At 71.2% G+C, this 25830-nt stretch carries 20 protein-coding genes; 7 read left to right on the forward strand and 13 right to left on the reverse strand.

Annotation, left to right across the window (positions count from 1 at the left end; all coding sequences use genetic code 11):
• Positions 1-69 precede the first annotated feature (69 nt).
• The 6 genes from hpxZ to NRP21_RS26630 form a co-directional block, all read right to left on the reverse strand.
• A complete protein-coding gene (hpxZ, locus tag NRP21_RS26605; protein WP_257719275.1) occupies positions 70-450 on the reverse strand; it encodes an oxalurate catabolism protein HpxZ in 381 nt (126 codons plus the stop codon).
• A 130-nt stretch (positions 451-580) separates the two neighbouring features.
• Positions 581-1543, reverse strand: a complete 963-nt coding sequence (locus tag NRP21_RS26610; protein ID WP_257719276.1) for an SDR family oxidoreductase — start codon at positions 1541-1543, stop codon at positions 581-583.
• A 346-nt stretch (positions 1544-1889) separates the two neighbouring features.
• On the reverse strand, positions 1890-2855 hold the full coding sequence (gene gnd / locus NRP21_RS26615; RefSeq protein ID WP_257719307.1) for a phosphogluconate dehydrogenase (NAD(+)-dependent, decarboxylating): 966 nt from the start codon (positions 2853-2855) through the stop codon (positions 1890-1892).
• Between the two features lie 51 nt (positions 2856-2906).
• Positions 2907-4223, reverse strand: coding sequence for an NtaA/DmoA family FMN-dependent monooxygenase (locus NRP21_RS26620; RefSeq protein ID WP_257719277.1), 1317 nt, complete (start codon positions 4221-4223; stop codon positions 2907-2909).
• A gap of 97 nt (positions 4224-4320) precedes the next feature.
• Positions 4321-5895, reverse strand: a complete 1575-nt coding sequence (locus NRP21_RS26625) for a hydantoinase B/oxoprolinase family protein (protein ID WP_257719278.1) — start codon at positions 5893-5895, stop codon at positions 4321-4323.
• Positions 5892-7892 (reverse strand): hydantoinase/oxoprolinase family protein, encoded by a 2001-nt coding sequence (locus NRP21_RS26630; protein ID WP_257719279.1) that lies wholly within the window; start codon positions 7890-7892, stop codon positions 5892-5894. The genes NRP21_RS26625 and NRP21_RS26630 overlap by 4 nt, the downstream gene beginning before the upstream one ends.
• A 90-nt stretch (positions 7893-7982) precedes the next feature.
• Between NRP21_RS26630 and NRP21_RS26635 the strand changes: the two genes are divergently transcribed.
• On the forward strand, positions 7983-9317 hold the full coding sequence (locus NRP21_RS26635; RefSeq protein WP_257719280.1) for an NAD(P)/FAD-dependent oxidoreductase: 1335 nt from the start codon (positions 7983-7985) through the stop codon (positions 9315-9317).
• Between the two features lie 278 nt (positions 9318-9595).
• Here the strand turns inward: NRP21_RS26635 and NRP21_RS26640 are convergent, their stop codons facing one another.
• Entirely contained in the window at positions 9596-10063 is a 468-nt protein-coding gene (locus tag NRP21_RS26640) for an Lrp/AsnC family transcriptional regulator (RefSeq protein WP_257719281.1), read from the reverse strand.
• Between the two features lie 125 nt (positions 10064-10188).
• Between NRP21_RS26640 and NRP21_RS26645 the strand changes: the two genes are divergently transcribed.
• Positions 10189-10428, forward strand: a complete 240-nt coding sequence (locus tag NRP21_RS26645) for a DUF6356 family protein (protein ID WP_257719282.1) — start codon at positions 10189-10191, stop codon at positions 10426-10428.
• A gap of 9 nt (positions 10429-10437) precedes the next feature.
• Here the strand turns inward: NRP21_RS26645 and NRP21_RS26650 are convergent, their stop codons facing one another.
• Complete coding sequence (locus NRP21_RS26650; protein WP_257719283.1) at positions 10438-11004, reverse strand: DinB family protein; 567 nt, start codon at positions 11002-11004, stop codon at positions 10438-10440.
• Between the two features lie 22 nt (positions 11005-11026).
• Positions 11027-12910 carry an ABC-F family ATP-binding cassette domain-containing protein gene (locus NRP21_RS26655; protein ID WP_257719284.1) on the reverse strand — a complete coding sequence of 628 codons (1884 nt, stop codon included), beginning with the start codon at positions 12908-12910 and terminating at the stop codon, positions 11027-11029.
• A gap of 137 nt (positions 12911-13047) precedes the next feature.
• Between NRP21_RS26655 and nhaA the strand changes: the two genes are divergently transcribed.
• Both nhaA and ndk read left to right on the forward strand, forming a co-directional pair.
• A complete protein-coding gene (nhaA, locus tag NRP21_RS26660) occupies positions 13048-14241 on the forward strand; it encodes a Na+/H+ antiporter NhaA (protein WP_257719285.1) in 1194 nt (397 codons plus the stop codon).
• 112 nt (positions 14242-14353) lie between these two features.
• Positions 14354-14776, forward strand: a complete 423-nt coding sequence (ndk, locus tag NRP21_RS26665) for a nucleoside-diphosphate kinase (protein ID WP_257719286.1) — start codon at positions 14354-14356, stop codon at positions 14774-14776.
• Between the two features lie 253 nt (positions 14777-15029).
• Here ndk and NRP21_RS26670 read toward each other — a convergent pair whose 3' ends face one another.
• The 4 genes from NRP21_RS26670 to NRP21_RS26685 all read right to left on the reverse strand — a co-directional run bounded on the left by NRP21_RS26670 (position 15030) and on the right by NRP21_RS26685 (position 21977).
• Positions 15030-18476 carry a hybrid sensor histidine kinase/response regulator gene (locus NRP21_RS26670; RefSeq protein ID WP_257719287.1) on the reverse strand — a complete coding sequence of 1149 codons (3447 nt, stop codon included), beginning with the start codon at positions 18474-18476 and terminating at the stop codon, positions 15030-15032.
• A 142-nt stretch (positions 18477-18618) separates the two neighbouring features.
• Positions 18619-20118, reverse strand: coding sequence for a tripartite tricarboxylate transporter permease (locus NRP21_RS26675; RefSeq protein ID WP_257719288.1), 1500 nt, complete (start codon positions 20116-20118; stop codon positions 18619-18621).
• On the reverse strand, positions 20118-20615 hold the full coding sequence (locus NRP21_RS26680) for a tripartite tricarboxylate transporter TctB family protein (protein ID WP_257719289.1): 498 nt from the start codon (positions 20613-20615) through the stop codon (positions 20118-20120). Before NRP21_RS26680 ends, NRP21_RS26675 begins: the two co-directional genes overlap by 1 nt.
• Positions 20616-20990: 375 nt before the next feature.
• Positions 20991-21977, reverse strand: a complete 987-nt coding sequence (locus NRP21_RS26685; protein ID WP_257719290.1) for a Bug family tripartite tricarboxylate transporter substrate binding protein — start codon at positions 21975-21977, stop codon at positions 20991-20993.
• Between the two features lie 284 nt (positions 21978-22261).
• Between NRP21_RS26685 and NRP21_RS26690 the strand changes: the two genes are divergently transcribed.
• The 3 genes from NRP21_RS26690 (at position 22262) to NRP21_RS26700 (ending at position 25735) form a co-directional block, all read left to right on the forward strand.
• On the forward strand, positions 22262-23758 hold the full coding sequence (locus NRP21_RS26690) for a hypothetical protein (RefSeq protein ID WP_257719291.1): 1497 nt from the start codon (positions 22262-22264) through the stop codon (positions 23756-23758).
• A complete protein-coding gene (locus NRP21_RS26695) occupies positions 23755-24624 on the forward strand; it encodes an EF-hand domain-containing protein (RefSeq protein ID WP_257719292.1) in 870 nt (289 codons plus the stop codon). The genes NRP21_RS26690 and NRP21_RS26695 overlap by 4 nt, the downstream gene beginning before the upstream one ends.
• Positions 24625-24805: 181 nt before the next feature.
• Positions 24806-25735, forward strand: coding sequence for a glycosyltransferase (locus NRP21_RS26700; RefSeq protein ID WP_257719293.1), 930 nt, complete (start codon positions 24806-24808; stop codon positions 25733-25735).
• Positions 25736-25830: the final 95 nt, after the last annotated feature.

The following is a 25830-nucleotide window of genomic DNA, read 5'->3' on the forward strand; positions in this document are numbered from 1 at the left end:
AGATCCGTCATCCGCCCTCCCGCAGTGCCGGCCGCGGGGCCCGGCCCAGGCGCCAGCCGCGGGCCGCCCCTACTCCGCCACCACGCTCACATGCGCCGCCACGACCCGCCAGCCCTCTGGGAAGCGCGCCCAGGCCTGGCTCTGCCGCCCCACCTTCCCCGGCTGTCCCTCGCGCCGGAACATCGTGTTCGCCGTGGCGAAGTCCCGGCCATAGGTTGTGATCACCGTCCGCTCCAGTGTGCGGGCCAACCCCACGGAGGGCCGGGCACGGCGAAACGCACGGATCTCCTCCATCCCGTACAGGTTCTCCGCCGCGCCGTAGCGGATGGTTTCCGGCCCGTCGCGGAACAACTCCTCCAGCACGGGCACGTCGTTCGTCACCAGGGCCCGTTCGTAACGGGAGAAGGCGGCTTCCACCTCCGCCTTCACCTCGGGAATATCGATCTCCAAGCGCGCTCTCCTCGGGTTCCAGGCGCGGATCCAAGCGCCCGGGCGCCCCCGCCCCAGGGCAGGTCGCCCCAGGGCAGACCAGCGCAGGGCAACATCGCCCAGCGAGCGAATCCGCCCCGCGAACGATGCCCTAGCGGCGGCGGGCCAGCCAGAACCCGATGATCCCCGCCGCCGCCATCCAGGCCTTGGTGGGGATCTTGATCGCCGGCTCCGTCCGGAAGCCGCCATACACCGCATGATCCTCGGGCGCCGTGAAAAGATTCCCCGCAGACCCCTCCGCCTTCGCCCCGCCGCCACCGGAAAGGCCGCGCTTCATCACCACCCCCACCGCCCAGCGCAGCGGCTTCGGCGCCACCGTGGCTGCCAGGCGGGAAGCCCAGGCCGCCACCCCCACCACCGCCGAATCCCGCGGCCGGCGAATGAGAGAGGCCACCGCCTCCGCCACCTCGAAGGGGGAGGTGATCGGCCCGCCCACCTCGATCTTCTGCCCGGTGCGGTTCGCCCCGTGCCGCAGGCCCGGCGTGTCCACCACGCTGGGGAACACGTCGCACACATGGATGCTCGGCTGGTCCTGCAGCTCCGCCCGCAGCGATTCCGTGAAGCCCCGCAGCCCCGCCTTGGAGGCGGCGTAGGAGGCCGCGAAAGGCGTTGGCACCCAGCTCCCGATGGAAAGCAGGTTGATCAGCACCCCGCTCCCCTGCCGCTTGAACACCGGCAGCGCCGCATACGCCCCGTTCACCTGCCCCAGAAGGTTGGTGCGGATCGTCTGCTCGTGCTCCTCGATGGGAACTTCGTCGAAGGGCCCCACGACGCCCACGCCGGCATTGTTGATCCACACGTCGATTCGCCCGAAGCGCGCCCGCGCCGCATCCGCCAGGGCCCGCACCGCCGCCGCGTCCGTCACGTCCGTCGGCACGGCGATCGCCTCCGCCCCCAGCCGCTCGCACTCGCCCCGCACCACCTCCAGCGTATCCGCCCGGCGGGAAGCAAGAACGAGATGCGCGCCCTGCCGCGCCAGATGCTGCGCCGTCGCGCGCCCGATGCCGCTGGACGCGCCCGCGATCACCACCACCGAACCCTGGATCCGGGGCATGGCCCTCTCCTCCGCCTGACCGGGCCCTTAACCGGGCGGAAGGCCAAGGGTTCCCGCCGGGGGCGTCCGGCGGCCCCAGGGGGAGAGAAAGAATTCTCTCCCCCTGGACCCCCACTCATCTTTTTCTATCGGGCTGCCGCGGAATGCGGCGCTAGCGCACAGCGAAAACTCTAATCCAGCGGCTACACAGGCCGCCCTGTCCCGCGCCGGGCGGTCACGCCGCCCGGCGAACCGCAAGCCAGTCCTCCCGCGGCAGCCCGCTAGAAAAAGATGAGGGCGAGGGGTCCGGGGAGAGGGAGAGGGAGAGGGAGAATTCCTTCTCCCTCTCCCCGGAGCCACCCGCGCCTCAGCCTGCCTTGGGCGGCTCCACATGTCCGCCGAAGCCGTGCCGCATCGCCGACAGCATCCGGTCCGCGTAGGACGCCTCCTGCCGAGACCGGAAGCGCGCGTAGAGGGCCGCCGTCAGCACCGGCGCCGGGGTCGCGGTGGCCACCGCCTCCTGCACCGTCCAGCGCCCCTCGCCGCTGTCGCCCACGCGCCCGGCGTAGTGGGAAAGCTCCGGATCCCCCGCCAGCGCCTGCGCCGTCAGGTCCAGCAGCCAGGAGGCGACGACGGAACCCCGCCGCCAGGCCTCCGCGATATCCGGCAGCGGCATGTCCAGCCCGTGCACCGTATTGGCCGCGCGCATCAGGTCGAAGCCCTCCGCGAAGGCCTGCATCATCCCGTACTCGATGCCGTTATGGACCATCTTCGAATAGTGCCCGGCCCCGTTCGGCCCGGCATGGACATAGCCCTTCGGCGGCCGCGGATCGCCAGTCCGGTTCGGGGTGGGCAGCGCCGTCCCCTCGCCCGGTGCCAGCGCGGCGAAGATCGGGTCCAGCCGCTCCACCTGCGCGGCGGGCCCGCCGATCATCAGGCAGTAGCCCCGCTCCAGCCCCCAAACACCGCCGGAGGTGCCGACATCCAGGTAGTCGATCCCCTTCTCCCGCATGGCGCTGGCGCGGCGCACGCTGTCCTGCCAGTTGGAATTCCCGCCCTCGATCACGCAATCCCCGGGGGAGAGCAGCCCCGCCAGGGTCTCCAGCGTCGCCTCGGTCGGGGTGCCGGCCGGCAGCATCACCCAAACCGTACGCGGCGCCTCCAGCCCCGCCACCAGCCCGGCCAGGTCGGCGGCACCCTGCGCCCCCTCGCCGGCCAGGGCCGAGACGGACTCCGCGTTCAGGTCCCATACCGTCGCCGCGTGCCCGGCCCGCATCAGCCGCCGCGCGATATTCGCGCCCATGCGGCCGAGGCCGACGATTCCGATCCGCATCATGGCGCAGGCCCTCCGTTGCGGGCCTGTCTTACCGGAAACCCCGTCCCCTCAGAAGGCCAGCAGGTTCTCCCGCAAGGTCGCGTGATCGTAGCCGCGCCGCACCAGGCCCCGCGCCTGCAGCGCCGGCACCAGCCCGTCCGCCACCTCCGCCACCACCCGGCGGGAGACATCGCCCATGGAGAAGAGGAAGCCGTCTCCCCCCACCTCCTGCATCGCCTCCGCCATCTGCCCGGCGATCGTGTCCACCGTGCCGCAGAGATCCACGGAAAGCCCCGTGCCGCTGTAGTCCGTGAAGGCCTGCCGCAGCGTCTTCCCGCCCGCCCCCAGCCGCTTCAGCGTGTCCAGGTTCTGCTGGTGCCCGTTGGTCCGCAGGCTGTCGTCGATCGGCTTGTCCAGGTCCATGCTGCCGAAATCGATGTTCGTCACCTTGCTGAAGTGTGCCAGCCGCTGGACGATCTTGCGGTCCGCATTCGCGATCCGCTCCAGCCGCCGCATCTCCGCATGCTCCGCGCTCTCGCCGATGATGGGGTTCACCAGGAACAGCACCTTGATGCTGTCGGGATCGCGCCCCACCCCCGCCGCCCGCGCCCGCACGTCGTCCCGGTACGCCTTCATCGCCGCGATGCCCTTGGGGTTCGCCACGATCGTCTCGCCATGGGTGGCCGCGAACTGCCGCCCGCGCGGAGACCCACCGGCCTGCGCGATCACCGGCCGCCCCTGCACGCAGGGCCCCGAATTCAGCGGCCCGCGGGATGAGTACCACTTGCCCTTGAAGTCCACCGTGTGGACCTTCGTGTGATCCACCAGCACGCCGCTCTCGCGGTCCGCCACGATCGCCCCCGGCTCCCAGGAATCCCATAGCGCGTTCACGCAGGCCATGTACTCGTCGGCCATGTCGTAGCGCAGGTCGTGCTCGGGCAGCCCGTCCAGCCCGTAGTTCCGGGCCGCCATGTCGCTGCTGCCCGTCACCATGTTCCACCCCGCACGCCCGGCGGAGACCTGATCGAGCGAGGCGATGATCCGCGCCAGCAGGTAGGGGTGGTGCGTGAAGGTGGCGAGCGTGGTGCAGACCCCGATCCGCTTCGTCGCCGCGAAGAGCAGCGTGGCGACGACCGAAGGGTCCTGCCGCGGCACGGAGAGGCCGTTCTTCAGGTAGATCTCGCGCGAGCCGCCATAGGCCTCGCCGACATAGGAGCTGTCCTCCAGCAGGATATAGTCGAAGCAGGCCCGCTCCAGCGCCCGCGCCATGTCCACGAACAGGTCGGGCTGCATCCACTCCTGCCCGATATTCCCCGTCCAGGGCTCGCCCCAGGCCTGCACGCTCGATCCCTGCAGGAACCAGCCGAGATGGAAGGGGTGGGGCAAGGGAGCGTCTCCGTTCAGCCGCGTCGTGGAACCGCGGGGAAAACTGCAAGGATCATGCCTGCATTCCAGAACCCGCGCGATCGGGAACGAGGGGAATTCATGCCGCGCCGAACCCGCCGCCGCCGCACCCTTCCAGCGTTACCACGTCGCCGCGCTTCAGCAGCAGGTTCGCCTTCCCCTGCAGCTCCGTCTGCACGCCCGCGCGCTCCAGCACGATGCGGAAGGGCTGCCCCGCCTCCCCGCCCCCCATGCCGTAGGGCCGGATCTTCGTCCGCTCCACGCAGGTGGTCAGCCACATCTCGTCGCAGAGGATGCGGTAGCTGCGCACGATCCCATCCCCGCCCCGATGCGCGCCCGCACCGCCCGAACCCCGCCGGATCGCCTGCCGCTCCAGCCGGATCGCGTAATTCGCCTCGATCATCTCCGCCGGCGTATTCGACGTATTGGTCAGGTGCACGCGCGTGGCCGGCGAACCGTCGCGGTCGTGCCGCGCCCCCTCGCCCCCGCCATGCACCTCGTAGAGCATCCGCCACCCGCCATCCGGCATCGGCTCCGCGAAGGAAAGCAGCCCCGAGGTCGTCGGCCCACCCGCCGAGAGCCGCTCCGGGATCACCCGCTCCATCGCGCGGAACATCGCGTCCACGATCCGTGCGGCCGTCTCGTGATTCCCCGCCGCGACGGCCGCGTTCCACCCCGGCTCCAGCATGGAACCCGGCCGTGTCACGATCGTCAGCGGCCGCAGCGCCCCCGCATTCTGCTGCATCTCCCGCCCGCTCATCACCCGCATGGCATAGGCCACGGCGGAGCGCGCGATATAGGGCGTGGTATTGCAGAAGTTCTGCATCCGGTCGTCGCTGCCGGAGAGATCGATCACCGCCTCGTCGCCGTTGATAAGAATGCGCGCGTGAACCCGCGCCGGGCTCCCATCCGGCCGCCCGTCATCCAGGAAGTCCTCGCCCTCGTAAGCGCCATCCGGGATCTCGCGAATCGCTTCCCGCATCTCCGCTTCCGAAAGGTCATGCAGCCGCGCCATCACGTCCACGAAGGCCTGCGTGCCGTGCACCGCGCAGAGCTCGCGGATACGCCGCTCCGCCGCCTGCGTCGCCGCGATCTGCGCCATCAGGTCGCCCTCGCAGGAAACAGGATCGCGCACGTTGTGCAGCACCATGTCCAGCACCGCCCGGTTCACGCCCGCAGCACTGGTAATCGGCACCGGCGGAATCCGCATCGCCTCCTGGAACGTATCCACCGCCTTCGCGTAGTAGCTCCCCGGCCAGGTTCCCCCCACATCCGGCCAATGCGCCAGAGACAACCCCCAGGCCACCAGCCGCCCCTCGACGAAGATCGGCCGTGCCACCTTCACGTCGTTCAGGTGGTTCCCCCCGAGAATCCCGAGATTGTAGATGAGAGAATCACCCTCCTTCAGCGTCTCCGCCGGGCAGACCTTCAGCAGCTCCTTCACCGTATAGGCCATGGCGCCGAGATGGACGGGAATGTCCCGCCCCTGCCCCACCAGCCCGCCCTCCGCATCCGTGATGGCGGAGGAAAGATCCCCCGCCTCGCGCAGGAGCGGCGAGCGCGCGGAGCGCACGACGACAAGGCTCATCTCCTCCGCCGCCGCGGAGAGCCCGTGGCGGATCACCTCCACCGCGAAAGGATCGAGCGCGCTCATGCTACGGCTCCCGTCAGGAACAGATTGCCCGCCGCATCCCCCCGCGCCCGCCATCCCGGCGGCACCACGGTGGTAGACCAGGCATCCTCGATGATCGCCGGCCCCGCCACGGCGCCCGACATCGTCTCGCGCGGAAGAATCACCGTGGACACCTTCCCAAGCCCGGGGAAGACGCAGTCCCGCACGCGGGAAGGCCGCACCGGCCGCCCCACATCCGGCCGCGCCAGCGCCACCGTCGAAGGCTTCCGCGCCTGCACCCGCAACGCCTCGATCACGCAAGGCTCGTTCGTCGCGTAGCCATAGAGCTGCCGGTGCCGCGCATGGAAATTCGCCTCCAGCACCGCCGATTCCAGCGGCACGGAGAACGGCACCGGCGTCGCCTCGCTCTGCGCCGCGTAGCGCATCAGCGCCACGTGCTCCATCGCGATCCCCTCCGGTTCCACCCCATTGGCGATCAGCGGCCCGCGTGCCTCCGCTTCCATCTCCTCCACGCGCGCCGCGAACCCCGCCGCATCCAGCCCCGCCAGCGCCAGCCGCAGCGTGCGCTGCTGCAGGAAGGAAAAATCCGCCGTCAGGCACCCCAGCGCGGAGAACGCGGAAGAAGCGGCTGGCACGATCACCTCGCGCAGCCCGTACATCTCCGCCAGCCCCGCTGCGTGCATCGGCCCGCCGCCGCCGAAGGCCAGCAGCGCGCAATCCCGCCCGTCCACGCCGCGCTCCACCGTCACCCGCCGCAGCGCCCGCGCCATGGCCGCATTCGCCACGCGCAGGATCCCCAGCGCCGCCTCCTCAACACCCATCCCCAGAGCCTCGCCGATCGGCGCAACAACCCGCCGCGCCGCCTCCACGTCCAGCTGGATCGTGTCCCCCAGCCGCGCCTCGGGATCGAGATAGCCCAGCACTGCATTGGCGTCCGTGATCGTCGCCCGCGCCCCGCCCCGCCCATAACAGGCCGGCCCCGGCTCCGACCCCGCGCTCTCCGGCCCCACCGAAAGCCCACCCGCCCCCAGCTTCACGATGGACCCACCGCCCGCGCCGATCGAATGCACCGCCAGCATCGGCTGCCGCAGAGGCCGCCCGCCGATCATGCGCGTGTCCGTCATCTCCGCCTGCCCATCGACGATGAGGCAGACATCCGTCGTCGTCCCCCCCATGTCGAAGGTCAGCACCCGGTCCCGCCCCAGCTCCCGCGCCAGCCGCGCCGATGCCGAAACCCCCGCCGCCGGCCCGGATGCCGCCATCACCAGCGGCCGCTTCTTCACCGCGGGCACCGGCACCATCGCCCCGGCCGAATGGAACACCTGCAGCCCCGCCCCGATCGGCAGCCGCTCCTCCAGCTCCGTCAAGTAATCCACCGCCACCGGCATCGCCGCCGCGTTGAACGCCGTGGAGGAGGCCCGCTCATACTCCCGCGCCTCCGGGTTCACCTCGTGCGAGACGCAGAGATGCGGCACCACCTCCCGCAACCGCTCCGCCACCATCCGCTCATGCACGGGATTGGCGTAGGCGTGCAGCAGGGAAACCGCCACGCTCTCCACCCCGCTCCCCTTCAGCCAGGCCGCCAGCCGGTCCAGCTCCGCCCCGTCCAGCGGCCGCAGCACCTTCCCCGTGTGGTCCAGCCTCTCCCGCAGCCCGAAGCACAGGATGGGCGGCACCAGCGGCGGCGCCTTCGGGGCCACGTCCAGCCGGTACAGCTCCCGCCGCCGGTAGCGGCCGATCTCCAGCACGTCCTCGAAGCCCTCGGTGGCCACCAGCGCCACCTTCGGAAGACGCTCCTCCACCAGCGCGTTCGTCACCCGCGTCGTGCCGTGCACGAAGCGCCGCACGTCACCGGCCGAGAGCCCCACCGCCCCCAGCGCCTCCAGCATCGCCCGCACCGGCCCAGCGGGTCGGGACGGCACCTTGGCGATCCGAGTCTCCCCGCCATCCGGCCGAACCGCGATGATGTCGGTGAAGGTCCCGCCAATATCGGTGCCGATGTCCCACTCGCCCCGCAATGCCTATCCCCCGGTTGCCGCAACGCAGCACGAAGCCTAGACCCGGGAAAACGGCGGGCACACCCCCGCCAGACGCGACAGGACGTCCCCATGCCCCCCATCGCCCGCGTGCAGAGCGACGCCACACTCCCGTCCCAGGTGGACGTCGCGATCATCGGCGGCGGCATCGCCGGCACCATGGCCGCCTACTACCTCGCCACCGCCGGCCGCTCCGTCGCGCTGCTGGAGAAGGGCGCCATCGCCGGCGAACAGTCCAGCCGCAACTGGGGCTGGTGCCGCGTGCAGAACCGGGACGAGCGCGAGATCCCGCTGATGCAGCGCAGCCTGGAGCTCTGGTCCAACCTCCCCGCCGAGACCGGCGCCGACCTCGGCTTCCGCCGCGACGGCCTGACCTACGTCACCCGCAGCGAGGCCGAACTCGCCAAGTGGGACCGCTGGACCACCATGGCGCGGGGATATCAGCAGCACAGCACGATGCTCTCCGCCGCCGAGGCCCGCGCCGCCACCCCCGGCAACGACGGCGCCTGGATCGGCGGCGTCTCCTCCCCCCGCGACGGCATGGCCGAGCCCTTCATCGCCGTCCCCCGCCTCGCCGAGGCCGCCCGCGCCCGCGGCGCCACCCTGCACCAGCGCTGCGCCGTGCGCGGCCTGGACATCACCGCCGGCCGCGTCACCGGCGTCGTCACCGAACACGGCCGCATCAAGGCCGATGCCGTCCTCGTCGCCGGCGGCGCCTGGTCCGCCATGATGCTCCGCCGCCACGGCGTCTTCCTGCCCCAGGCCAGCATCCTCTCCACCGTCTTCCTCACGAAGCCCGCGCCGGAGGTGACGAAGGGCGGCATCTACACCCCCGACATCACCATCAGCCGCCGCAGCAACGGCGGCTACATCGTTGCCGCCAACAACCGCGGCCGGATCGAGCTCACCCCCGCCGGCATCCGCCAGGCCCGCCTCTTCTGGCCCACTCTCCGCAGCCGCTGGAACAGCGTCTCCTTCGGCGTCGGCTCCTCCTTCCTCCGCGGCCCCGACGCCTGGCACGGCAAGTGGTCCCTCGACCGCCCCTCCCCCTTCGAGGAGGAGGCCATGCGAACCCTGGACCCCACCCCCGCCGCCAACGTCGCCGCCCCCGCCCTCGCCCAGCTCGCCAAGTCCTGGCCCACCCTCGCCGGCACGGAAGCCGACTCCACCTGGGCCGGCTGGATCGAATCCACGCCGGACGCCGTGCCGGTCATCGCCCCCATCGACGCCATCCCCGGCCTCTTCGTCTCCACCGGCTACAGCGGCCACGGCTTCGGCATCGGCCCCGGGGCGGGCCACCTCGCCGCCGACCTCATCCTCGGCCGCACCCCGCTCGTGGACCCCGCCCCCTTCCGCCTAGACCGCCTCGTGGACGGCTCGCCCATCCGCGAGCCCGGGATGATCTGATTCTGCGCTGAAGGTCCGTGGCCAGGGAGAGGAAGAAAGAATTCTTCCTCTCCCCGGACCCCTCACCATCATCTTTTTCTAGGAGTTGGAGTCACTCGGCTGACGGTGCGCCTGAGGTCGATGACCTCAGGCGACGGCAAGGGCCGGATCAAACCACCAAACAAAAACGCCGTCTCAGGACAGCGCCGCGGCAGCCAGAGGGGGGTCCAGGGGCCTCAGGCCCCTGGCGGAGGTCCAGGAGGCGGAGCCTCCTGGGGCCGGAAAGACCAACCCCCGGATCACCCCGCATACCCCGTCGGCAGCGCCGTCGTGTACTTGATCTGCTCCATCGAGAAGCTGGACGACACGTCGAACAGGTCCGCCATCTCGATCAGCCGCTTGTACACCCCGTCATAGGCCGCGATGTCCGGCACCACCACGCGCAGCAGGTAGTCCACGCTGCCGCTCATCCGGTGGAACTCCAGCACCTCCGGAATTTCGCTCACCGCCCGGCAGAAGCGCTCCGCCCATTCCATGGAATGGCGGTTGGTGCGGATGGTCACGAAGACCGTCACGCCCACCCGCATCCTCGCCGCGTCCAGCAGCGCCACGCGCCGCCGGATCACCCCCTCCTCCTCCAGCCGCCGGATGCGCCGCCAGCACGGGGAGGGCGAAAGCCCCACCCGCTCCGCGATCTCCGCCACGGCAAGCGTCGAATCCGCCTGCAGCAGGTCGAGGATCTTCCGGTCGAAGCTATCGAGAGGCATGGCATTCCAGAACTGGCCCGATCGCGGGCATGGCGCACCACCATCCTGGAAAACCAGGCAATCGAATGCAAGAAATTACCCCACCGGCGCCCCTACCATGTCTCCACCATCACAGGGGATTGGACATGGCGCTGCCCTCTTTCACCAACCACCCGGCCGCCGTCGGTGAGAGCTACGCGGAGCACATGCAAACCGCATCATGGTTCGGCTGGCAGATGCTGCTGGGCGCCGGCGCCTGCTTCGTCCACGCCCTGCTGCCCTTCCTCTTCACGAAGACCGGCTCCGCCAAGATCGCCCTGCTGCACGACCGCATGGTGGCCAACCGCGTGAAGGCCGCAAACCGCCACCTCGTCCCGGCGGAGTAGGCGCGGGGATCAGGCCATCCCGCGCCAAACCTCCTCTTCCGTCCAGCCCAGCGCCGCAAATTCACCGGCGCGCAGAGGCGCCTCTTCCGAGGCATAGAACTCGTCCAGCTGCGGCGGCGCTACGCCCGTGCCGCTCAGCATGGCATGCGCCTGCCCGCGATGATGGATATCGTGCTGGAACAGGTGAAGCAGCAGCCGGTCCATGCGCTCGTGCTGGATGCGGCTGCCGCGATGGACAGACACGATCCGGGCCAGCCCCGCAGCGTGCAGCCCATCCACCACCGCCATCAGCCGCGCATCCACCGCCGCCTGCGCCGCCCTCAGCGCGGCCACCGTCGCGCAGGGCTCCGGATCCGCGAAGGCCGCCGGCCCAAGCGTCCCGCCCTCCATCGCGTCCACGTAGAAGCGGTCGATGACAAGGATGTGGTTCAGCGTCGCCCGCAGGCTCGGAAAGAACCCCGTCCGCGGCGCGGTGAACTCCGCCTGGGACAGCCCCTCGCAGGCCGTCAGCAGCCTGTGGTTCGCCCAGGCATTGTTCCGGGCCATGGCGCGATAGGGCAGAAGCTGGGCGTCCATGCGCCCAGCCTGCCACGCCGGATCAGGCGGCTTCCAGCTTCTCGCTCAGTTCCAGCCACTCCTCCTCCAGCTTTGCCACGGTGGCGGCGATCGCCGCGCGCCGCGTATTCGCCCAGGCGATATCGGCCGGCTTGAAGCGCGAATAGGTCTCGGTGTCGGAGAGCTTCCTCTCCAGCAGCCCGTCCTCCAGCCGCAGCTTCTCCAGCCGCGCCTCGATCTCCTTCACCCGCTCCCGGATCGGCGCCAGGGCCGCCCGCGCCGCCGCCCGGCTGGCCGCCGTCGGCTTGGCCGGCGCCGCGGAATCACCCTTGGCCGCCCGCGCCTCGCTGCGCGCCTCCCGCGCGCGGTTCGCCAGCCAGGCCCGGTAGTCGTCCAGGTCCCCGTCGAAGGGCGAGACCTTCCCGTCTGCCACCAGCCACAGCCGGTCCGCCGCCAGCTCCACCATGTGCGGGTCGTGGGTGATCAGCACCACCGCGCCCTTGTAGTCCGCCAGCGCCCGGACCATCGCCTCGCGCGCATCGATGTCCAGGTGGTTCGTCGGCTCGTCCAGGATCAGCAGCTGCGGCGCGTCCCGCGTGGTGATGGCCAGCATCAGCCGCGCCTTCTCCCCGCCCGAGCAGTTGCGGATCAGGGTCGTCGCCCGGTCCTCGTCCAGCCCGAACCGCGCCAGCTGGGACCGCGCCTGCGTCACCGTCGCCTGCGGCGGCATCGCCGCCTGCATGTGGGACAGCGGCGTCCCCTCCGGGTCCAGCGCCTCCGCCTGATGCTGGTCGAAATAGCCGATCTTCAGCCGCGGCGTGCGCTTCACCTCGCCGGAGCGCGCCTCCAGCTTCCCCGCAATCAGCTTCGCCAGGGTGGACTTGCCGTTGCCGTTCGCGCCCAGCAGCGCGATCCGGTCATCCTGGTCCAGCCGCAGCCCGAGGCCGGAGAGGATGGTCCGGTTCCCGTAGCCTACGCTCGCGTCGTACATCGTCAGAATCGGCGGCGGCACCTCCGGCGGGTCCGGGAACTCGAACCGCGTCGATCCGTCCTCCGCCACCTCGATCACCGGCGGCAGCTTCTCGATCGCCTTGAGGCGCGACTGCGCCTGCCGCGCCTTCGTCGCCTTGGCGCGGAACCGGTCCACGAAGGCCTGCATATGCGCGCGCTGCGCCAGCACCTTCTCGTTCAGCGCCGCCTGCTGCGCCATCCGCTCCCCGCGGATCCGCACGAACTCGGAATACCCACCCGGGTAGGTCGTGATCTTCCCGCGATCCAGATGCGCGATGCTGTCCACGCACTCGTCCAGCACCTCCCGGTCGTGCGAGATGATGATCGCCGCCCCGGGGAAGCGCCGCAGCCACCCCTCCAGCCAGATGGTGGCCTCCAGGTCCAGGTGGTTCGTCGGCTCGTCCAGCAGCAGCAGGTCCGGCTCCAGCGAAAGGGCGCAGGCCAGCGCCACGCGCATCCGCCACCCGCCGGAGAACTCCTTCACCGTCCGCTGCTGCGCCTCGGCATCGAAGCCCAGCCCCGCCAGAACGGTGGCCGCCCGCGCCGGCGCCGCATCCGCCCCGATCGCGATCAGCCGCTCCTGCACCTCGGCCAGCCGCGTCGGATCGCCGTTCTCCATTTCCGCCAGAAGCTCGGACCGCTCCGTATCCGCCGCCAGCACCGTCTCCAGCAGGGACACGTCCGTCCCCGGCTGCTCCTGCGCCACATGGGCCATGCGGGCGCGGGCCGCGATCCGCACCTCGCCCCCATCCGGCTGCAAGGCGCCGGTCAGCACCCGGAACAGGGTGGATTTCCCCGTCCCGTTCCGCCCCACCAGCCCCAGCTTGCGCCCGGGGTCCAGCTGCAGGTTCGCGCCGTCGAGAAGGGTGCGCCCGGCCATGCGGATGGTCAGGTCGCGAAGGGCAAGCACCGTCATGCCCGGCTTCTACCGCGCCGCCCCGGGCAACGGAACGCCGATGATGCGCCGCATCATTCCAGGAGGAACCCTCGAATATCCCTTCCCGCCGCCGCCCCCCGTGCTAGGGGCATCCCCCGCCACGAAACGGAGTCCCGATGGCCCAGGCCGCCCACCACGACACCCGCCCCAGCGCCCTGCGCCGCTTCCTCGAAGGGCAGTCCTCCGCCGGGCTGGTGCTGATGGCGGCCGCGGCCCTGGCCCTGGTCATCGCGAACACCCCGCTCAACGCCGCCTACCAGGCCGTCCTCCACGCCCCCCTCGGCCCACTCTCGGTGGAACTCTGGATCAATGATGGCCTGATGGCCGTCTTCTTCCTGCTCGTCGGCCTGGAGATCAAACGCGAAGCCCTGGACGGCCAGCTCTCCACCTGGCCCCGCCGCGCCCTGCCCGGCATCGCCGCCGCCGGCGGCATGGCCGTCCCCGCCCTCGTCTACCTCCTGCTCAACCCCGGGGAATCCGCCCATGGCTGGGCCATCCCCTCGGCCACCGACATCGCCTTCGCCCTCGGCGTCATCTCGCTCCTCGGCAAGCGCGTCCCCGCCTCGCTCCGCGTCTTCCTCGCGGCGCTGGCCATCATCGACGACCTCGGCGCCGTCGTGATCATCGCCCTCTTCTACACCTCCGGCCTCTCCCTGCCGGACCTCGCCGGCGCCGCCCTGGTGCTCGCCCTCCTCTTCGCCCTCAACCGCGCCGGCGTCCTCAACCTCATCCCCTACCTGCTCCTCGGCGCGGTCCTCTGGGTCCTCGTCCTCCGCTCCGGCGTGCACGCCACCCTCGCCGGCGTCTTCCTGGCCCTCGCTATCCCGCTGCGCGCCCGGCAGGCCGCGCCGGACGACGACGCGATCAGCCCCCTCCACCGGCTGGAGCACGCCCTCCACCTCCCCGTAGGCTTCCTCATCGTGCCGATCTTCGGCCTCGCCAATGCCGGCGTGCCCTTCCTCGGCCTGCCCGCCTCCGCCTTCGCCGCCCCCGTCACCCTCGGCGTCGCCCTCGGCCTCCTGGTCGGCAAGGCCGTCGGCGTCTTCGGCGCCGCCGCCCTCACCATCAAGCTCGGCCTCGCCGACCTCCCCCCCTATGCCAGCCGCACCCAGCTTTTCGGCACCGCCCTCCTCTGCGGCATCGGGTTCACCATGAGCCTCTTCATCACCCTTCTCGCCTTCCCGGGAGACCCCATCCTCCAGGCCGAGGCCAAGATCGGCATCCTCGCCGGCTCCCTCGTCTCCGGCCTGCTCGGCTACGCCCTGCTCCGCGTGGCCCCGAACGACTGGCCCGGATCGCCCTCCCGATAAGGCGGCCCGGCACCCTTTTTCCGGCCCCGCCCCCGTCCCCCTTGCCGAACAGCCCGGGCAAGGCTACCCGCCCCCCGAGTCCAGACGCTTCTCCAGACAGGGAACAGCCACCATGGCCACCGAGCGCACCTTCTCCATCCTCAAGCCCGACGCGACCCGCCGTAACCTCACCGGCAAGATCAACGCCGTCTTCGAGGAGAAGGGCCTCCGCATCGTCGCCCAGAAGCGCATCCTGATGTCCCAGGCGATGGCCGAGACCTTCTACGGCGTCCACAAGGAGCGCCCTTTCTTCAAGGACCTCGTCTCCTTCATGACCTCCGGCCCGGTCGTCGTGCAGGTCCTCGAGGGTGAGAACGCGGTCCTCGCCAACCGCGAGATCATGGGCGCCACCAACCCCGCCAACGCGGCCGAGGGCACCATCCGCAAGCTCTTCGCCGAGAGCATCGAGGCGAACTCCGTCCACGGCTCCGACAGCCCGGAGAACGCGGCCACCGAGATCGCCTTCTTCTTCGCCGGCTCCGAGATCGTCGGCTGAGGCAACTCCAGGGGGCTCTGCCCCCTGGACCCCCGCCAGGAACCTGAGGTTCTTGGACCTCCCGTCTGGCTGCCGCCGCGCCGTCCTGACACGGGGTTTCGGTATGAGAGGGCTCTTTTCTGCCCTTGCAGTCGCCTCGAGTCATGGACCCGAGGCGCACCGCCAGCAAAGTGATCCCAACTCCTAAAAGAAGATGATGGTGAGGGGTCCGGGGAGAGGAAGAATTCCTTCTTCCTCTCCCCGGGACATCCCGTCACCCGGCGTTCATTCCCGCCTTCCGCACCGCCTCGACCAGCCCCGCCGCGTCATAGGGCTTGCGCAGAACCACCGCCCCGTCCGGCGCATCCTCCGGCGCCTCGTCCCGGCCCGTGGCGAAGACAACCCCGATCCCCGGCCGCAGCGCCCGCGCCTCCCGGGCGAAGGCATCGCCCGAGAGCCCGGGCAGCCCGAGATCGGTGACCACCACATCCACCTCGGCCTCCCGCAGCCGGTCGAGCGCGGCCTCCGCGCTCCCCGCTTCCGCCACCTCGTGCCCCGCGTCGCGCAGCATCTCCGCCGTGCCGGCGCGGATCATCGGGTCGTCCTCCACCAGCAGCACGCGCGCAGGGCCCGCAGGCTCGGGCGCCGGCTCCGGGACGGGTGCCGCAACCCCGCGCCCGGCGCTGCTCGCCAGCACGTGGCGCAGCTTCCGCGCCAGCGCCTCCCGCGTATAGGGCTTGGAGAGGAGCTCCACCCCTTCGTCGAGCCGCCCGCCATGGACGATGGAGTTCTCCGTGTAGCCGGAGGTGAACAGCACGGAGAGGCCGGGCAGCCGCTCCCGCGCGCGCCGGGCCAGTTCCGTGCTCTTCATCGGCCCGGGCATCACCACGTCGGTGAAGAGCAGGTCGATAGGAACGCCACTCTCCACCACGCTCAGTGCGCTCGCCGCGTCCCGGGCCTTCAGCACGCGGTAGCCCAGCTCCGTCAGCAGCTCCACCACGGTGGCCCGCACGGCGTCGTCGTCCTCGGCCACGAGAATCGTCTCGGTGCCGCCCGTCACCGGCCCGCCCTCGACGGAGACCACCACGTCCTCCGCCTTCCGCGCGCGCGGCAGATAGAGCTTCACCGTCGTGCCCTGCCCGACCTCCGAGTAGATCTTCACGTGCCCGCCGGACTGCTTGACGAAGCCATAGACCATGGAGAGGCCAAGCCCCGATCCCTTCCCCTCCGCCTTGGTGGAGAAGAAGGGCTCGAACACCATCGCCTGCACCTCGGGCGGCATGCCGCAGCCCGTGTCGGTGACAGCGAGCATGACGTACTGCCCGGGATTCACCTCCGGATGCGCGCGGGCATAGGCGTCGTCGATGAAGGCGTTGCCCACCTCGATCGTCAGCTTCCCCGCGCCCTCCATCGCGTCCCGCGCGTTGATCGCCAGGTTCAGCAGCGCATTCTCGATCTGCACGGGATCGATCAGCGTGTTCCACAGCCCGCCGGAGACGACCGTCTCGATCTCCACCGCCTCGCCGATGGAACGCCGCAGCAGGTCCTCCATCCCCGCCAGCAGCCGGCCGATATTCACCACCTTCGGCTCCAGCGCCTGCCGCCGCCCGAAGGCCAGCAGCTGCGCCGCCAGCTTCGCCCCGCGCGATACCCCCGCCATGGCGTTGGTCAGCCGCCGCTCCGCCCGCTCATTCCCCGCCACGTCGCGCAGAAGAAGCTGGAGATTACCCGAGACGACCTGCAGCAGATTGTTGAAGTCGTGCGCCACGCCCCCGGTCAGCTTGCCGATGGATTCCATCTTCTGTGCCTGGGCCAGCGCCGCCTCCGCCTGCCGCCGCTCCGCGATCTCGGTCGCGACGCGCGCTTCCAGGGTTTCGTTCAGCTGCCGAAGCTGCTCCTCCGCGCGCCGTCGGTGCCGGATGTCGCGCTGGGCGGACTGGTAGAGCCGCGCATTGTCGATCGCCACCGCCGCCTGCCCGGCCACGCCCCGCAGCAGCGCCTCGTGCTCCGCCTTGAACCGCCCGGGCTGGGGATGCCCGAAGAACAATCCACCCAGCACCTCGCCGGAGCGGGACGTGACGGGCACCGCCAGGTAGCTCCGCACGGGCAGGTGCCCCGGCGGCATCCCGCCATAGGGCACCGTCCTCCCATAGCGGGGATCGGCGGTGATGTCGTCGGAACGGATAACGCCCTCGCCCTGGAAGGTGGGCTGGAACACCGCGGTCGCGCGCGGCATCGGGAAGTTCTCGAAGGCGGAGCGCTCGACGCCGGACAAGGCGTACAGCATGTAGCTCGCGCCCTTGTCGTCCAGCACGTTGTAGAAGAAGGCCCCGAACTTCGCGCCGGAGAGCTCCACCCCGGCATCCGTCACCATCTGCACCACGCGGTCCAGGTCCAGCTCCGCCGCGATGGCGGTGCCCGTGCCGTTCAGCACCTCCAGCACGCGCTTCTCCCGGCGCAGCGCGTCCTCCACCTCGTGCATCTCGGTGATGTCCACGTTCACGCCGATCAGCCCGAGGAAGGCGCCGTCCGGCGCGAAGCGCGCCTGCGCCTCCGTCCGCAGCGTCCGCCAGGCCCCGTCATGCCGGCGGAACCGGGCGACGGAGGTGAAGCCCGTGCGGTCGCGCAGCGAGAGATCGTGGGCGGTCCGGAAGACGCCCTGATCCTCGGGATGCACGGCCCCGAGCAGGTCGAACCCCGCCACCGCCTCCTCCGGCAGGCCCCAGAAGATCCGGTGCGCGCGGTTGAGGTAGACGCAGTTTCCGTCCGGCCCGCTCATCCACAACTTTACCGGCGCGCTGTCCGCCACCAGCCGGAAGCGGCCTTCGCTCTCGCGCAGCGCGTCCTCCGCGCGCTTCGTCTCCGTCACGTCGTGGCCCTGGACGAAGATGCCGGTCACCGCCCCATCCTCCAGGATGGGCTGGTAGATGAAGTCGATGAACCGCTCTTCCAGCTCCGCGCCCGGGCTCTGCGCCAGCCGCACGGGATACTGCCGGCCAACGAAGGGCTCCCGGCTCTCCCGCACCCGGTCCAGCAGGTCCACGAAGCCCTGCCCCACCACCTCCGGCAACGCCTCGGCCACGGGCAGCCCCACCACCTCGCGCCCACCGATCAGCCCCTGGTAGGCGGCGTTGGTCATGGCGAAGCGGTGCTCCGGCCCCTCCAGCACGGCCATGAAGCCCGGCGCCTGCTCGAACAGGCTCTCCAGCCAGCGCCGCTCCTCCTCCAGCGCGGAGTTCGCCTCCTGCACCGCCTCGGCGCGCCGGATCACGTCGCTCTCGATCTGCGCCACGGCCCCGGAAGGCCCGATGCGGCGGGCCATTTCCCGCAGCCCGTGCAGCTCCGTCACGTCCACCGTGTGCTGCAGGATCAGGGCCACCGCCCCGTCCGGGCCCCGCAGCGGCGTATGGGTCGCGCTCCAGAAGCGCTGGTCGAGCCCAGACCCGTCCGGCCGGGGGATGTCGTAGCGGATCATCGGCAGGTGATCCCGCTCGCCCGTCCGCACCGCCCGCTCCAGCGAGGTGCGGAGAAGGCGGTGACCCTCGGAGTTCGGGTCGCTCGGGAAGGCCTCGAACATGTTGCGCCCGACCAGCGATGCCCGGTCCCGCATCGTCACCCGGAGATAGGCTTCGTTCGCGGCGACGATGGCGAAGCCGGGATCGACGAGCACGTAGGGATTCGGGGAGGCGCCGAACAGCGCCTCGAAGTCGATCGGGATCAAGCGGCTCCGCCGGCCGGGCGGCCGGCGCTCTCAGTGGTGAAGGAGGGCAAGGCAGGAACCAGGAAGGGGCCGCCCCGATATAGGACAGCCCCCCCGCCTCCGCCACCGCCGCTCTCGGCTCGCCCCTCTCAGGCCGCCCCTCTCAGGCCACCCGCCGCGCCTGCCACGCGCCCCACAGCCGCGGCCCCACCAGCGCCAGCACCGCCAGCAGCAGAATGAACAGAGAGATCGGCCGCGTCAGGAAGGTGGTCCAGTCCCCTTGGCTGATCGTCAGCGCCTGCCGCAGGTTCTGCTCCGCCATCGGCCCGAGGATCATCCCGATCACCACCGGCGCGGTGGGGAAGTCGAAGCGCCGCATGAACATCGCGATGATCCCGATCCCGTAGAGCAGCACGAGATCGATCACCGAGTTGCTGATCCCGTAGGTCCCGATCGTCGCGAAGACCAGGATGCCCGCGTAGAGCTGCGGCGTCGGGATCTTCAGGATCCGCGCCCAGAGCCCCACCAGCGGCAGGTTCAGCACCACCAGCATCACGTTGGCGATGTAGAGGCTGGCGATCAGCGTCCACACCAGCGCCGCCTGCTGCGTGAACAGCATCGGCCCGGGCTGGATGCCGTAGGACTGGAAGGCCGAGAGCATGATCGCGGCCGTCGCCGAGGTCGGCAGCCCCAGCGTCAGCATCGGCACCAGGATGCCCGCCGCCGCCGCGTTGTTCGCCGCCTCCGGCCCCGCCACGCCCTCGATCGCGCCGGTGGTGCCGAACTCCTCCCGGAACTCCGGCTTCACCATCTTCCGCTCGGCATAATAGCTCAGCATCGTCGGCATCTCCGTGCCGCCCGCCGGCAGCGCGCCGAAGGGGAAGCCCAGCAGAGACCCGCGGATCCACGGCCCGATGCTGCGCCGCCAGTCGGAGGCGCTCATCCAGAGCTTGCCGATCGGCCGCACGACCTGCCCGCCCTCGACGTGCCGCCAGGCCAGGTACATCGTTTCGCCCACGGCAAACAGCGCGACCGCGACGAGCACCACGTTCACCCCGTCCAGCAATTCCGGGATGCCGAAGGTCAGCCGCGGCTGCCCCGTCTGCAGGTCGATCCCCACCAGCCCCAGCATCAGCCCGAAGCCCAGCGAGGTCAGCCCGCGCAGCGCCGAACCGCCGAGAACGGCGGAGACGGTCACGAAGCACAGCATCATCAGCGAGAAGTACTCGGCCGGCCCGAGCTTCAGCGCCACTTCCACCACCAGCGGCCCGACGAAAGAGATCCCCAGCGTCCCCACCGTCCCCGCCACGAAGGACCCCACGGCGGCGGTGACGAGCGCGGGCCCCGCCCGCCCGTTCCGCGCCATCTTCGCCCCTTCGAGCGCCGTGATGATGGAGCCGGACTCGCCCGGCGTGTTCAGCAGGATCGAGGTCGTCGATCCCCCGTACATCGCCCCGTAGAACACGCCGCAGAACAGGATGAAGGCCCCCGTCGCCTCTACCTTGAAGGTCACGGGCAGCAGCAGCGCGATCGTCAGCGCCGGCCCGATCCCCGGCAGCACTCCGATCGCGGTGCCGAGGAAGCACCCCAGCAGCGCCCAGGCCAGGTTGATCGGCGTCAGCGCATGGCCGAACCCGGCGGCCAGATTGGCGAAGGTATCCATCACAGAATCCCCTCCAGCACGCCCGCCCCGATATTCACCCCCAGCAGCCGCGAGAAGCCGAGGAAGGCACCGAGCGTGACGAGAATCCCGATCACCAGGTCCCGCAGCGGCCGGCGGGACCCGAAGGCCGCGCACACCAGCACGTACTGGATCGTCGCCGCGATCACGAAGCCCAGCCAATCGATCAGCGCCAGCTGCACCGCCAGCCCCGCCCCCAGCAGCCCCAGCGCCCGCCAGTTCGTCGGCGGCGCCGCCATCTCCTCCTCCAGCCCCCCGCTCCACCCGCCGCGCAGGGCGAATGCGGAAAGGCAGGCCCCCAGCAGCACCAGCACGGCGCCCACCAGATAGGGCACGGCCTTCGCCCCCACCTGCGCGTAGATCGGCGATTCCGGAATGGCCCAGGATGCGTAAAGGGTCAGCAGGCCAAGGAGGACGACGAAGAGCCCGACGCCCAGATCGGCCCCCGGCGTCCCCGCCCGTTGCGGTGTTGCGTTCATGGCGACTTCGTTCCCATTCCCCGCCGAGGGCGGTTATCCCAGCGTTGAATGGCACGCGTCGCCGGGCGGCGGAAGCATGTTGAAGGTGAAGCCCATGTTAGGCCGCCCCGCTCCCCAAGGGGCTCCGCCCCTTGGATCCCCGCCAGGAGGCTGGTTGGACCTATAGGTCCAACCCTGGCCCTGCATCGGGCTGCCGCGGGACTGACTTGAGACGTGGCGCTGACGCCAGGGGCCTCATCCTGCCCTTGCAGTCGCCCCGGCCCCACGAGCCGAGGCGCACCGTCAGCCGGGTAAAACCAACTCGTAGAAAAAGATGATGGAGAGGGGGCCGGGGAGAGGAAGATTTCCTTCTTCCTCTCCCCGGGACAGACCGCCTCAAGCCAGCCCGATATCCTTCAGCACCGCCGTGGTGGACTCCACGTCCTTCTTCAGGAACTCCTCGAAGGCCGGCCCGTCGACATAGGCGTCGTCCCACTCCCGCGTCTTCAGCAGCTCCTTCCAGGCCGGCAGGTTGTGCAGGTCCGCCGCGAAGCGCTGGTGCGTCTCCCGCACCTGCTGGCTGATGCCCGGCGGCGCGAAGAGCCCGCGCCAGTTGCCCAGCACGATGTCGATCCCGCTCTCCTTCAGGGTCGGGATGTTCGGGTCGATCCGCTGCTCGCTGGTGGTGGCCAGGGCGCGCATCCGCCCCGCCTTGATCTGCTCGGCGAACTCGGAGAGGCCGGAGATGCCCGCCTTCACCTGCCCGCCCAGGATCGCCGCCTGGGCCGGCCCGCCGCCCGCGAAGCCGACATAGGACGCCTCGCGCGCGTTCCCGCCCACGGTCTTGATCAGCAGCCCCAGCAGGATGTGGTCGATCCCGCCCGCCGAGCCGCCTCCCACGGAAACCGCCCGCGGCCCCGCCTTCAGCGCGTCCATCAGGCCCTTGATATCCTTGATGTCGGAATTGGCGGGCACCACGATCACGCTCGCCTCGTCCGTCAACTTGGCGATCGGCGTCACGTCCTTCACGCCAACGGGGCTCTTGTTGGTGATGGTGGAGCCCACCATCACGGCCCCGGCCACCATCAGCGCGTCCGGCCGCCCGCGGCGCTGCCCGACGAAGCGGGGCAGGCCCACCGCCCCGCCCGCGCCGCCCACGTTCTCGAACTGCATGGAGCCGACGAGGCCGTTGGCGCGCGCCACCTGCTCGATGGCCCGCCCCAGCCCGTCCCAGCCGCCGCCGGGCGCCGCGGGGATGAACATGCTCAGGTTGCCGTAGCGCGGCGCACCCTGGGCGCGCGCCCCGGCGCCGGGCAGGGCGGCAAGGGCAGGCAGGGCGGCGGCCCCGGCCAGAAAGCCGCGGCGGTTGGTCGTGTGGATCATCGCGTCGGTCCTCCCATGGACTCGTAACCCTCATCCTAGCCCGGCGCCGCGCCGCGCAGAATCCGCCCCCCCCCCGGGAATTCCGCCCCGCGCGTCCCGCTCGCGGCGGCTTGAAGCCGCCGGGCCTGCGGTTGGCCATCGGGCATGCCACCTGTGTCCTTCCTGCAATTGCGCCGTGGCTTTCGGGCGACGATCCTGCGGTGCAGCGGAACGGAACGGGGTTGCGGATGCGGGGGAACTTGGCGGGGCCCGGGGTTGGGTTCGCGGCTGGCCTCTCGGCCGCCATGGGGATCGCCCGTCTGGCCGCGGTTTCGGCCGCGGTTTCGGCCGCCCTCCGGGCGGCGCCGCTGGCCGGGCTGGCCCTGGCGTTCCTTCTTCCCGCCGCCCCGGCCACAGCCCAGAACCGCCCCGCGGCCGAGCGGGAGGCGCTGATAGCCAACGAGACCGGCCTCGCCGTGCGCGAGCTCTACCTCGTCCCCATGACGGAAACCGACCCCGGCGCGGACCGGCTGGGCGCGGACACCCTGCCCGCCGGCGGCAGCCTGCGCCTCCGCCTCGGCCGCAATCAGCCCTGCGCCTGGCAGCTCCGCGCCGTCCTCGCCGATGAGAGCGTGGAGGATCGGCGCAACGTCGACCTCTGTCGCTCCCCCCGCATCCTCCTCGGCGACGCCTCCGCCCCGGCGCGGGAGGTGACGATCAACAACGACACGGATCTCGACCTGCGCGAGGTCTACGCCGCCCCGCCCGGCGCCGCCTCGCGCGGGCCGGACCGGCTGGGGGCGGAGCTCGTCCCGGCAGGCCGCACCCACCGCCTGCGCCTGGGCCGGCGGCGGGACTGCCTGTTCGACATCACGGCCGTCATGGCGGACGGCTCCACCGTTTTCCGCCCCCGCGTGGATGCCTGCCGCAACGCGCGCGTCACCCTCTCGGACCCCAACCTCGTCTGGCGCGACATCACCGTGGCCAACCGCTCCGGCCGCGTGATGCACGCGCTGCACGTCGTCCCCGCCGGCCGTAGCGGCGAACTCGGCACCGACGAGGGCTGGAGCGTGGACCGCATGGGCAGCGAGACGGCGCCCGACGGCAGCACCTTCCGCCTGCGCCTCCGCCTGCCCGGCTGCGAGGCCGACCTGCGCGCCACCTACGAGGACGGCGCGGCGGAGGCGAAGCGCGGCGTGAACGTCTGCACGGGCACCGTCACCTTCGACGGCAGCGGCATCCCCCGCCCGCCGGAGCGCCAACTCACCCTCGTGAACCGCCACCTCGCCAAGATCGACGAGATCTACGTCTCCTCCTCATCGGAGGGCGACTGGGGCCCGGAGCGCCTGCCGGACGGCCTCGCCCGCGGCGACCGCCAGACCCTCTCCGTGCCCGTGGACTGCGTGGCCGATCTCCGCATCGTCTTCCCCTCCGGCGGCGCGGAGGAGCGGCGCGAGGTGAACATCTGCGAGAACCCCTCCATCACCCTCCGCCCGGGCTGGGCCGCCACCGCCCGGCTGGAGGACGCCGAGGAGGCGGACGCCGCCCCCCGCCCCGGCAGCGTGCGTCTGCGCAACACCGCCCGGATGCCGATCGTGGAGCTCTACATCGACGCCCCCGGCGCCCCGCGCGGCGAGGACCGCCTCGGCGCCACCGTCCTCGGCGCCAACGAGACGCTGGACGTCGCCCCGCCCGAGGGCGAAGCCTGCCCCGCCCGCCTGACCGCCGTGTTCCGTGACGGGCGGGAGGCGACGCGCGACCCGATCGACCTCTGCGCCGGGATCGAGGTGCCCCTGCCATGACCTTCCGCCCCTTCCTCGCCGCCCTCGCCCTGCTGGCAGCCCTCCCCGCCGCCTCGCCCGCCCGGGCGCAGGAAGCCCCCGTCGCCACCGCCCTCCGCGGCGCCTGGTTCCAGGGCGAGTGCGTGGCACCCACCGCCATGCTCGCCCTCTCCGCACGCGGCGCCGCCCGCATCCCGGCCGGCGAGGCCGGACGCCTGCTCCGCTTCACCGAGGCCCAGACCCTCCCCTCCGGCTGGACCGTGGCCACCGCCCGCGGTCCCGAGGCGCCGCGCCTGATGCTCCGCGCCGCGGGCAACGGCCTGGAGACCGCCGAACCCAACAACAAGACACGCGACGACCGCCTGCCCGGCGACGCGCCCGTCGCCGCCTGGCACCGCTGCCCCGCCACCCCCCTGTCCTTCGCCGCCCAGGCCGAGGGCGTCGCCTTCCTCGGCGCGATCGAGGTGCTGGAGGCCGCCTGCGGCCCCGGCACCGGCGGCGTGGCCGATTGCGGCGCCGCCCTCATCCGCGTCGGCGACGTCTCCGGCGACAACCTCCTCGGCCCCGCGGAGCTGGCGCGCCTCTTCCGCGGCGCCTCCTGGCTCCTCTCCCTCCAGGCCGAGGTCTCCCCGGACCTCTCCGGCCTCGCCAGCGCCGCCGGCACGCTCGGCGCGGTGGCCGGCGCGCGATTGATGGTGGAAAGCCTGGACTATGACGGGGACGGCCGCCTCTCCGTCCGCGAGCTCGTGCAGGACCGCGCCGTCCTCGCCCCCGGGGGCCCGAACGGGGGCGACGCCCGGGGCCGCCCCCTGGCGCTGGAACGCCTTTCCGAGGGCGTGGCCCTGATGCGCGGCATCGTCGAGGGTCTGCTCGGAAGCGAGGAGTAGGCGCCCGCAGGGGGGGTTCCCCCTCCCCAATCCCCCGCCCCAAGCCGGCCATCACCGCCAGTTCCCAGCCTCGAGCCGCTGGAATCCTGCCGGGTCAAATAAAGGAACCTCGGCCGCGGTGACCGCTTCACGCCCCTTTGTGGGTGAGATAAGGGGGACGCATGTCCGTTGCGCGCCGCCGATGACCTATTCCGAGATCGCCGTTCTGATCCCCTGCCACAACGAAGAGGTGGCAATCGGAGGCGTTGTCGCCGGCTTCCGCGAGGCGCTGCCCGGAGCGACGATCTACGTCTACGACAACAACTCCACCGACAACACGCGGCAGGCCGCGGCCGCCGCAGGGGCCGTGGTGCGGGGCGAATCCCTGCAGGGCAAGGGGAACGTCGTCCGGCGCATGTTCGCCGATGTCGAGGCCGAGGTTTACCTGCTCGTCGATGGCGACGGCACCTACGACCCCCTCGTCGCCCCCGCCATGGTCAAGCTCCTCCTCGAGGACTGCTTGGACATGGTCACGGGGGTGCGCGTCACCGACGCCCAGGCCGCGTACCGCCCGGGCCACCGCCTCGGCAACCAGGTCCTGACCGGCGTGGTGCGGCAGGTCTTCGGCAACCGTGTCACCGACATGCTGTCCGGCTACCGCTGCTTCTCCCGCCGCTTCATCAAGTCCTTCCCGGCACTCGCCCAGGGCTTCGAGACCGAGACGGAGTTCACGGTCCACGCCCTCGAGCTGCGCATGCCGGTCGCCGAGCTCCGCACGGCCTACAGCGAGCGCCCGGCCGGCTCCACCTCGAAGCTGCGGACCTACCACGACGGGTTCCGGATCCTGCGCATGATCCTCGCCCTCGTGCAGCGAGAGCGCCCGCGGCTCTTCTTCGGCGTCGTCGCAGCGCTTCTCGCTCTTGTCTCCGCCATCCTCTTCGTGCCGGTCCTGGAAACCTACGTCGAGACGGGCCTCGTGCCGCGCCTGCCGACCTTCGTCGCGTCCACGCTCGCGATCATCCTCTCCTTCCTCTCCCTCGTCTGCGGCCTCATCCTCGATACCGTGACCCGCGGCCGGATCGAGGCGAAGCGCATCGCCTATCTGGCCTTCCCGGCCCCGGGGAGAGGGTAGGGCGCGACCGCTTCGGGCCTGACGCAAGGTCTGGAGATCAGGCCAGGCTCGCACGGACCTCGCGCCGCCCACCCAGCGCCCGGGGCGCGCTCCGC

This window comes from Roseomonas populi (genome assembly GCF_024594815.1).
Classification (GTDB): domain Bacteria; phylum Pseudomonadota; class Alphaproteobacteria; order Acetobacterales; family Acetobacteraceae; genus Roseomonas; species Roseomonas populi.

Excerpts from the sequence above, each read along its gene's own strand:
- NRP21_RS26610 (WP_257719276.1), bottom strand. The coding sequence starts at position 1,543 with ATGCCCCGGATCCAGGGTTCGGTGGTGGTGATCGCGGGCGCGTCCAGC.
- gnd (WP_257719307.1), bottom strand. The coding sequence starts at position 2,855 with ATGCGGATCGGAATCGTCGGCCTCGGCCGCATGGGCGCGAATATCGCG.
- NRP21_RS26625 (WP_257719278.1), bottom strand. The coding sequence starts at position 5,895 with ATGAGCGCGCTCGATCCTTTCGCGGTGGAGGTGATCCGCCACGGGCTC.
- NRP21_RS26635 (WP_257719280.1), top strand. The coding sequence starts at position 7,983 with ATGCCCCCCATCGCCCGCGTGCAGAGCGACGCCACACTCCCGTCCCAG.
- NRP21_RS26640 (WP_257719281.1), bottom strand. The coding sequence starts at position 10,063 with ATGCCTCTCGATAGCTTCGACCGGAAGATCCTCGACCTGCTGCAGGCG.
- NRP21_RS26645 (WP_257719282.1), top strand. The coding sequence starts at position 10,189 with ATGGCGCTGCCCTCTTTCACCAACCACCCGGCCGCCGTCGGTGAGAGC.
- NRP21_RS26650 (WP_257719283.1), bottom strand. The coding sequence starts at position 11,004 with ATGGACGCCCAGCTTCTGCCCTATCGCGCCATGGCCCGGAACAATGCC.
- NRP21_RS26655 (WP_257719284.1), bottom strand. The coding sequence starts at position 12,910 with ATGACGGTGCTTGCCCTTCGCGACCTGACCATCCGCATGGCCGGGCGC.
- nhaA (WP_257719285.1), top strand. The coding sequence starts at position 13,048 with ATGGCCCAGGCCGCCCACCACGACACCCGCCCCAGCGCCCTGCGCCGC.
- ndk (WP_257719286.1), top strand. The coding sequence starts at position 14,354 with ATGGCCACCGAGCGCACCTTCTCCATCCTCAAGCCCGACGCGACCCGC.
- NRP21_RS26675 (WP_257719288.1), bottom strand. The coding sequence starts at position 20,118 with ATGGATACCTTCGCCAATCTGGCCGCCGGGTTCGGCCATGCGCTGACG.
- NRP21_RS26680 (WP_257719289.1), bottom strand. The coding sequence starts at position 20,615 with ATGAACGCAACACCGCAACGGGCGGGGACGCCGGGGGCCGATCTGGGC.
- NRP21_RS26685 (WP_257719290.1), bottom strand. The coding sequence starts at position 21,977 with ATGATCCACACGACCAACCGCCGCGGCTTTCTGGCCGGGGCCGCCGCC.
- NRP21_RS26690 (WP_257719291.1), top strand. The coding sequence starts at position 22,262 with ATGGGGATCGCCCGTCTGGCCGCGGTTTCGGCCGCGGTTTCGGCCGCC.
- NRP21_RS26695 (WP_257719292.1), top strand. The coding sequence starts at position 23,755 with ATGACCTTCCGCCCCTTCCTCGCCGCCCTCGCCCTGCTGGCAGCCCTC.
- NRP21_RS26700 (WP_257719293.1), top strand. The coding sequence starts at position 24,806 with ATGACCTATTCCGAGATCGCCGTTCTGATCCCCTGCCACAACGAAGAG.